Below are 6,821 nucleotides of genomic sequence, written 5' to 3'. Positions count from 1 at the left end.
ATCTCTCTTGAGCAGACGGTGATTTTGGCCAAGGGACACGGCGAGACCGAACTGAAAAACGTTCGCGCTGCCACCTGCACGGCCATGGGCTACACCGGCGACAAGGTCTGCAAAGTCTGCGGCGCGGTCATTGAGCCGGGCGTTGCCACTGCAAAGCTTGCCCACAACTACCAAAACGGGGCGTGCACGGCGTGCGGTGCAGCCGACCCGAACTACCAGGCTGCGCAGAACACCGCAAGCTCGAATCTGCCTCAGACCGGCGACAACACCAACACGGTGCTGTGGATGGTGTTATTGTGCGTATCGGGATTGGGACTGGCGGTTCTGGCCGTTTACAACCAAAAGAAAAAGCACAACGGATAAACAAACGTTTTGCGCCCTGCGGGAAAATTTCCGCAGGGCGCTTTTTTTCTGCAAAACAAAAGTCCGCGCGGCGTTTGCCGCGCGGACCAAAGGATGCTTATTGTTTTTTCATCTGCACAGTGACCGTCTCGCCGTCCACTTCCAGCTTGCCGGTGTAGTCCGGGTCGGCCAGAGGCGCGTCGCTGGCCTTTGCCAGCAATTCGCTCTCCAGATATGCGAGTTTTGCCTTTACGATGGCGCTCAGCTTTTCGCCCGCTTCAAAGTGGACGAAAATGCGGTCGGACACCGCGAAGCCCGCCTCTTTGCGGAACACCTGGCACTGACGCAGAATGTCGCGCAGGCAGCCTTCGGCAAACAGCTCGTCGGTGATGGTCATGTCCAGCGCCACGGTGACACCCGCGTCCTCGGCCACGGCCAAATGCGCTTTGGGCGCGTGTTTGAGCGCAAAAATCTCTGCGCTGAGGGCCGCATCGTAGCCCGGCACACGCACTTCGCCGCCGGCCTGCACCGCCGCGGCCACGGCGTGCATATCCTCGGCCGAAAGACCCGCCAACAGGTTCTTCACGTGGTTCACGTCCGCTTTCAGCACTGCGCCGGCCTTTTTGAAGTCCAGCACCGCATAGGCGTCCTCCAGTGCGCTGGTGTCCTCTAAGAACGCCAGCTCCTTGACGTTGACTTCGCTTGCCAGCACGTTTTCAAGCTCGGGCGCCAGGGCGATTTTGCCCTCTTTGCCGCACACGTACAGCGTTTGCAGCGGCTGACGGATGCGCACCTGTTTTTCGTTGCGCAGTTTGAGCGCCAGAGAGATGATGTCGCGCACCTCCTGGACCTGGGTCAGCACCGAATCGTTCACATCCACACCGGCCAGCACCTTGGGCCATGTGCTCAGGTGCACGCTCTCGGCGGATTCATTGGAATACCGGCGCACCACTTCCTGCCAGACGTGCTCGGTCAAGAACGGGATGGCCGGAGCCATGACCTGGCTGATGGTGCGGATGGCGTACAGCATCACCGTATAAGCGGTGTTCTTGTCCTCGCTGTCCCCTTCCTTCCAGAAGCGGCGGCGGTTGATGCGCACGTAGAAGTTGGAGATGTCGTCGACCACTTTTTCGAACTGGTCCATCACGTCCTTGGTGGAGTAGTTCTCATAAGCGGCGGTGGCGTTGGCCACAAAGTTGTCCACCAGGGTGACCAGCCACTTGTCGGTCAGATTGAGTTTCGATACATCCAGCTTGGAAACGTCCACGCAGGGTTTGTCCACTTCCGCATAGGTGGCGAAGAAGGTGGACAGGTTCCAGAAGGCCAGCAGCTTGCGCTTTGCCTGGTCGCCCAGATTGTAGCCGAAGCGCACGTCGGTGGTGGTGGGGCTTGATGCAAACAGATAACGGGAGGCGTCGGCGCCGATGACGTTGGCCGCCTCGTCGAATTTGATCATGAAGCCGGTCTTGGAGAAGCGGCTGCCGTCCTCGGCGGTGACCATGCCGTGGGTGCCGACCTGCTGGTAAGGCGGCTCGTCCACCAGCACCGTGCTCATGAACAGCATGGAGTAGAACCACAGGCGGACCTGCTCTTTCATCTCGACCACGTACTCTGCCGGGAAGTAGGACTTCCAGTACTCTTTGTCCTCAAAATATTTCAGCGTGGAGAAGGGCACGATGCCCGCGTCCAGCCACACGTCGCCCACGGCTTCCACGCGCTTGACGGGCTTGCCGCAGCACGGGCAGGTGATCTCCACCTCGTCGATCCACGGACGGTGCAGATGGGGCAGCGCGTCCACCTTGGACTTGTCCACGGCTTTTTCACGCAGCTCTTCCAGCGAGCCGATGACCGTGACCTTGCCGCACTCGCACGGATAGAAAGGCAGCGGCAGGCCGTAGAAGCGCTTGCGGGAGATGTTCCAGTCGGACATATTGGTCAGCCAGTCCAGCATGCGCTTGCCCTGATAGGGCGGGTTCCACTTGACCTTGTTTGCGTTGGCGATCAGGCGCGGACGGATCTCTTCCACGTCGATGGCCCACTCCTTCACGCAGCGGAACAGCACCTGGGTCTTGCAGCGCCAGCACACCGGATAGCTGTGGCGGATGGTGTGGGTGTAGAACATCTTGCCGCGCTTTTTCAATTCTTCAAAAATCTCGTCACGGGCGTCCTGGGCGCCCTTGCCTGCAAACATGCCGCAGCTCGGCAGCAAAACGCCGTACTCGTCGATGGGGATGAGCACGTCGATGCCCTCTTGTTTGCCCAGCTCAAAGTCCTCGGCACCGCAGCCCGGCGCAATGTGTACCACGCCGCAGCCCTCGTCGTCCTGCACCTGGTCCCACAGAACCACGCGGTGGTCGGTGTTCTTTTGCAATTCAAGCTCGGGGAAGCAGGTCTCGTAGTGCAGCCCTGCCAAATCCGTACCCTTGAAGGACTCGAGCACTTTGCCCTTTTTGGCAAACTTGTTTTCAAAATAGGTGCGGCCCATGATGATGGGGTGCTCTTCCCCCTCGAGGCTCGCCATCACGTAGTCAAGCTCCGGGTTCACGGCCAGCGCCGCGTTGGCGGTCAGCGTCCAGGGCGTGGTGGTCCACACCAGCATGTACGCATCCTTTTCCACCAGAGGGACCTTGAAGAACACTGCGATGTGCTCCACTTCCTTGTAGCTGCCGCTCATCTCGTGCTCGGACAGAGATGTGCCGCAGCGGGGGCACCAGGGCATGGGTTTGTACACCTGCTTGATCCAGCCGTTCTCGTCGCACTTTTTCAGAACCGCCCAGATGGAAGTGATGTTGTTGTCTTTATAAGTATAGTAGCTGTTGTCCCAGTCCATCCACTGGCCAAGGCGCTTGGACTGGTTCTTGATGACATTGCTGTACTTGACCACGCGCTCGATGCACTTGTCGGTGAACTTATCAAGGCCGTAGTCCTCAATGTCCCGCTTTGTCTTGAAGCCCAGCTCCTTCTCCACCTCGACTTCGACCCACAGGCCCTGGCCGTCAAAGCCGTTGCGGTAGTGGCTCTGGTAACCGTTCATGGCCTTGTAGCGCAAGAACGTATCCTTCAACGTGCGGCCCCAGGCGTGGTGCACGCCCATGGGGTTGTTGGCGGTGATGGGCCCGTCAATAAACCGGTACTTGGGTCCGTTCGCATTCTTTTGTTTCAGTTTTCCGAAAAAGTCGCCTTTTTCCCACATATCCAGGATCTCTTCCTCGTTGGCGACGAACGAGTAAGAGGGATCGAAATGCTCTTTCATGGCTGCCTCTCCTATCCTCTGCCTGCTCACAGGCTGATAACTAATTTATTATATCAGAAACCGCACCCGCCTGCAAGGACGGATGCAGGTTTTCCTCAAGCCACCGGGACCGGCCCGTCACCCAGCCGCCCAACTCCTGGGCCATGGCTTTGTGGGAGTAATCCGCGGGGGTGTTCATGCGGTCGTTGAGCCCGATGTACGTAGGAATAAAATTGTTGGTGGCCGCGTTGTCCAAAAGCTGGTTTTGCACTGCGAGCCAGCCGTCCAAATCCGCAAGAAACGGCCCAAGCTCCTCCAGCTTTTTCTCCACCGCCGCGACGAACACCGGGTCCTGGGCCATGCGCTCAAACCAGAACGCCTGCTGCACCAGGCCCTCGGCGCTGGTGTACTGGGGCTCGGCTGCGTTGCCGTAGCCCTGGTCCATATCCCACACGGGGCCCATGTACAACACCCCGTTTTTCTCATACAAAAAAGTGCTGTACGGGTTGTGGAAGTCCCGGTTTTTGGACAGTTCCTGGAGCAGGTAATTGGCCGCAAAGGAATCCACGTCGATCAAATCGGTGTAGCGTCTGCCGCCCTGGCAAAAATCCGGGCTTGCCAGCGCCTGCTCCATGCGGGTGACGATGCTGCGAATGGCCTTCCAGGCGGTCTTTTCGCTCACATTTTCGCCCAGGTCCTTGATTTTGATGGGCACGCCGTAGACAGGGCTTTGCCAGGACAGCGGCGTACCTGCGGTGCGGGCGTCCAGCTCCGCGATCCAGCCCGTTTCGGAAAGGCCCACGGTCTCCACGCCCACGTGGGTGCCCAAATCGTACACGCCCTGGTACTGGCCGTTCATGTACAATTCCACAAAACGGCTGTCCATGACCGCGTCGACGGAAAGCTCCCGGGCCATGGTGTGGGTGAGGGTGTTGCGCAAAAGCGACGAGTCGGAAAAGTTTGCCAAAAGCACGTAATCCCGCGAGGCGGGCAGGCCCAAAAGGGATGCGTCCTCTCTCAAATCCAGATGGTAGGGCAATTTGGGGTACTGGGCCGTTGAGTTGCCCCGCACCCGCACGGACCCGGTCTGGGACAGGGTGAGCGCACCGGTCTCGTCGTACAAAGAGAACACGGTGGTGACCTTCTGCTCCTTGGAATAGACCGGCTCGCTGTCAAAGGTCTCGAAGCTGACCACGGGCAGGCTTGTGCGCCGGATGTACACAGTGTAGGAAGTGTCGCCGCACACAAGCGTGGGCTCGCCTGTGTAATCCGCCCGGCTCAGCCCGCTGAAAAGGAACTTGCCGTTGAGCTGCACGCCGCCCCCGTCGGTGACGAAGCTGGCGCACAGGGATGTGGCGTCCACGCCCGGGGGCAAAAACAGATAGAGGTCCGTGTCCACGAAATAGCCCTCCACGTCAAAGGAAAGGTCCCCGTTGTTGCCGCTTTTGAGCACAAAGGATTCCAGCACGTCTCCGGTGTAGGAGCCCTTTTGATGATAGGTGCTGTGAATGGCCGAAAGATAGTCCCGTCCGGCCAGGTACGGGTCCGCGGGGGTGAGTTTCAGCCGCACGCCCACGAGCGTGATGGCCGCGATGACCGCGCAGCACGCCGCAAAGCCCAGCGCAGCCATGAGCCGGTGCTGTTTTTCCATGCGCATGGAATGCCTCCCCCCTCTCTTTGGGCATATTTTATCAAAAAAGCGGGAAAAATCCAAGGTTTTGTTGCCCGAAGGGGCCGGATGCCGTATAATGAGCTCACAAGGGGGGAAAAGGGCATGCAGAATCTGGTGGTGACCCGGTTCGAGCACAAGTATCTTTTGAACGAGGCCCAGGCAGCCCAGTTGCGCTGCACGCTGGATGCGGCACTGCCGCCGGACCCGCACAACGCCGGGCCCACGGGCAGTTATCTTGTGCGCAGCTTATACTTTGACACGCCGGACAGCCGGGACTATCTGGACAAGGTGGACGGGCTGTTTGCAAGGCAGAAACTGCGGCTGCGGGTGTACGGCGACGGGGATGCGGCCAAGCTGGAGTGCAAGCAAAAGCAGGGCGACTACCAGAAAAAGACGTCGGTGTGGGTGAGCCGGGCCCAGTGCGAGGCCTTCTGCGCGGGGGATTTTTCTTCGCTTTTGGACGCGGACGACGAGGACGCCCGGTTTTTGTACGCTTTGGCCAGCCGGGGCTACCGGCCGGCGGGGCTGGTGGAGTATCAGCGCTCGGCCTGGTATCTGGGCGTGCGCAACACCCGGGTGACGCTGGATTTTGATGTGCGGGGCACGGACGTGCTGCCCAGTCTTTGGGAGCGCGACAATCTGCGGGAGCTTTTGGACCCGGGCACGGTGGTGCTGGAAGTGAAATTTGACCGCACCCTGGCGCCCTTTGTGCGCCGGCTGTTGAAGGGATATCAGCGCTCGAGGCTATCGCTGGGCAAGTACGAGCGATGCCGCGCGCTGCACGAACTTTTGTGAAGAGGAGTTTTTGAATCATGAACAAACAGGAGATCCTGGAATTTTTCTACCAAAACAGCGAGGAGCTGACCCCGGTGCTGGTGCTGGTGGTGCTGTGCGCAGCCCTGGCCGCGGCGGCGGTCATCTACCTGACCTACCGGTTCACCACCGAGCCAACGGTGTACAGCCAGAGCTTCAACGTGGGCAACGTGGTGCTGGTGCTGTTGACCACGGTCATCATGCTCATGATCAGCAGCAACATCGTCATCTCTCTGGGCATGGTGGGCGCGCTGTCCATCGTGCGTTTCCGCACGGCGGTCAAGGACGCCCGGGACACGCTGTACATCTTCTGGTCCATGGTGACGGGGCTTTCGGTGGGCACCCAGAACTTTGTGCTGTCGGGGCTGTCGGTGTGCTTCATCGCGGCGGTGCTGTTCGCGTTCCGTCTGGCAAATCAGCGCTCGGGCCGGGGCACGCTGATCGTGCGGGGCACCGCGTTGGACGTGCCGGCGTTGGAAAAAGCGCTGGCCGGGCGCACGCTGCACTTTCGGCTGCAGACAAGCTTTGCGGGCCAGGGCCACAGCGAGTGCGTATACACGGTGTTTTTGCCCCGCAAACTGCCCGCCGCCGACTTTGCCGGCGAGTTGCGGGGCGTGGCCGGCGTGGAACAGGCCAACTGGATCCGGGAATAAAAATGTTACAAAAAAGCCTGCGGAGCGCTCCGCGGGCTTTTCTTTATGCGCTTGTTATGCTATGATTGTGTGATACGACATAACAAAGGGAGCGAGCAAATGAAACAGA

General features: G+C 59.6%; 5 protein-coding genes. 3 read left to right on the top strand and 2 right to left on the bottom strand.

The window, feature by feature from the left end:
* Window positions 1–363 (top strand): LPXTG cell wall anchor domain-containing protein (locus AB5H98_RS12205; protein WP_367926171.1); only part of this gene is annotated, 363 nt, incomplete at its 5' end.
* Window positions 364–460: 97 nt separating this feature from the next.
* On the opposite strand, the gene ileS is transcribed toward AB5H98_RS12205, so the two are convergent.
* Complete coding sequence (ileS, locus tag AB5H98_RS12200; RefSeq protein ID WP_367926170.1) at window positions 461–3,595, bottom strand: isoleucine--tRNA ligase; 3,135 nt, start codon at window positions 3,593–3,595, stop codon at window positions 461–463.
* A gap of 40 nt (window positions 3,596–3,635) precedes the next feature.
* Complete coding sequence (locus tag AB5H98_RS12195) at window positions 3,636–5,231, bottom strand: CotH kinase family protein (RefSeq protein WP_367926169.1); 1,596 nt, start codon at window positions 5,229–5,231, stop codon at window positions 3,636–3,638.
* A gap of 117 nt (window positions 5,232–5,348) precedes the next feature.
* Here AB5H98_RS12195 and AB5H98_RS12190 point away from each other — a divergent pair, with 117 nt between their 5' ends.
* On the top strand, window positions 5,349–6,041 hold the full coding sequence (locus AB5H98_RS12190) for a polyphosphate polymerase domain-containing protein (RefSeq protein ID WP_367926168.1): 693 nt from the start codon (window positions 5,349–5,351) through the stop codon (window positions 6,039–6,041).
* Between the two features lie 17 nt (window positions 6,042–6,058).
* Entirely contained in the window at window positions 6,059–6,712 is a 654-nt protein-coding gene (locus AB5H98_RS12185; protein ID WP_367926167.1) for a DUF4956 domain-containing protein, read from the top strand.
* The last annotated feature ends 109 nt before the right edge of the window (window positions 6,713–6,821 follow it).

The organism is uncultured Ruthenibacterium sp. (genome assembly GCF_963558415.1).
GTDB lineage: Bacteria > Bacillota > Clostridia > Oscillospirales > Ruminococcaceae > Ruthenibacterium.
The sequence above is the reverse complement of the archived record's forward strand: the minus strand, read 5'-3'. Positions and strand labels throughout refer to the sequence as shown.

What these genes read in the sequence shown, in the direction of transcription:
- AB5H98_RS12195 (WP_367926169.1), bottom strand. Translation starts at nt 5,231, where the DNA reads ATGCGCATGGAAAAACAGCACCGGCTCATGGCTGCGCTGGGCTTTGCG.
- ileS (WP_367926170.1), bottom strand. Translation starts at nt 3,595, where the DNA reads ATGAAAGAGCATTTCGATCCCTCTTACTCGTTCGTCGCCAACGAGGAA.
- AB5H98_RS12190 (WP_367926168.1), top strand. Translation starts at nt 5,349, where the DNA reads ATGCAGAATCTGGTGGTGACCCGGTTCGAGCACAAGTATCTTTTGAAC.
- AB5H98_RS12185 (WP_367926167.1), top strand. Translation starts at nt 6,059, where the DNA reads ATGAACAAACAGGAGATCCTGGAATTTTTCTACCAAAACAGCGAGGAG.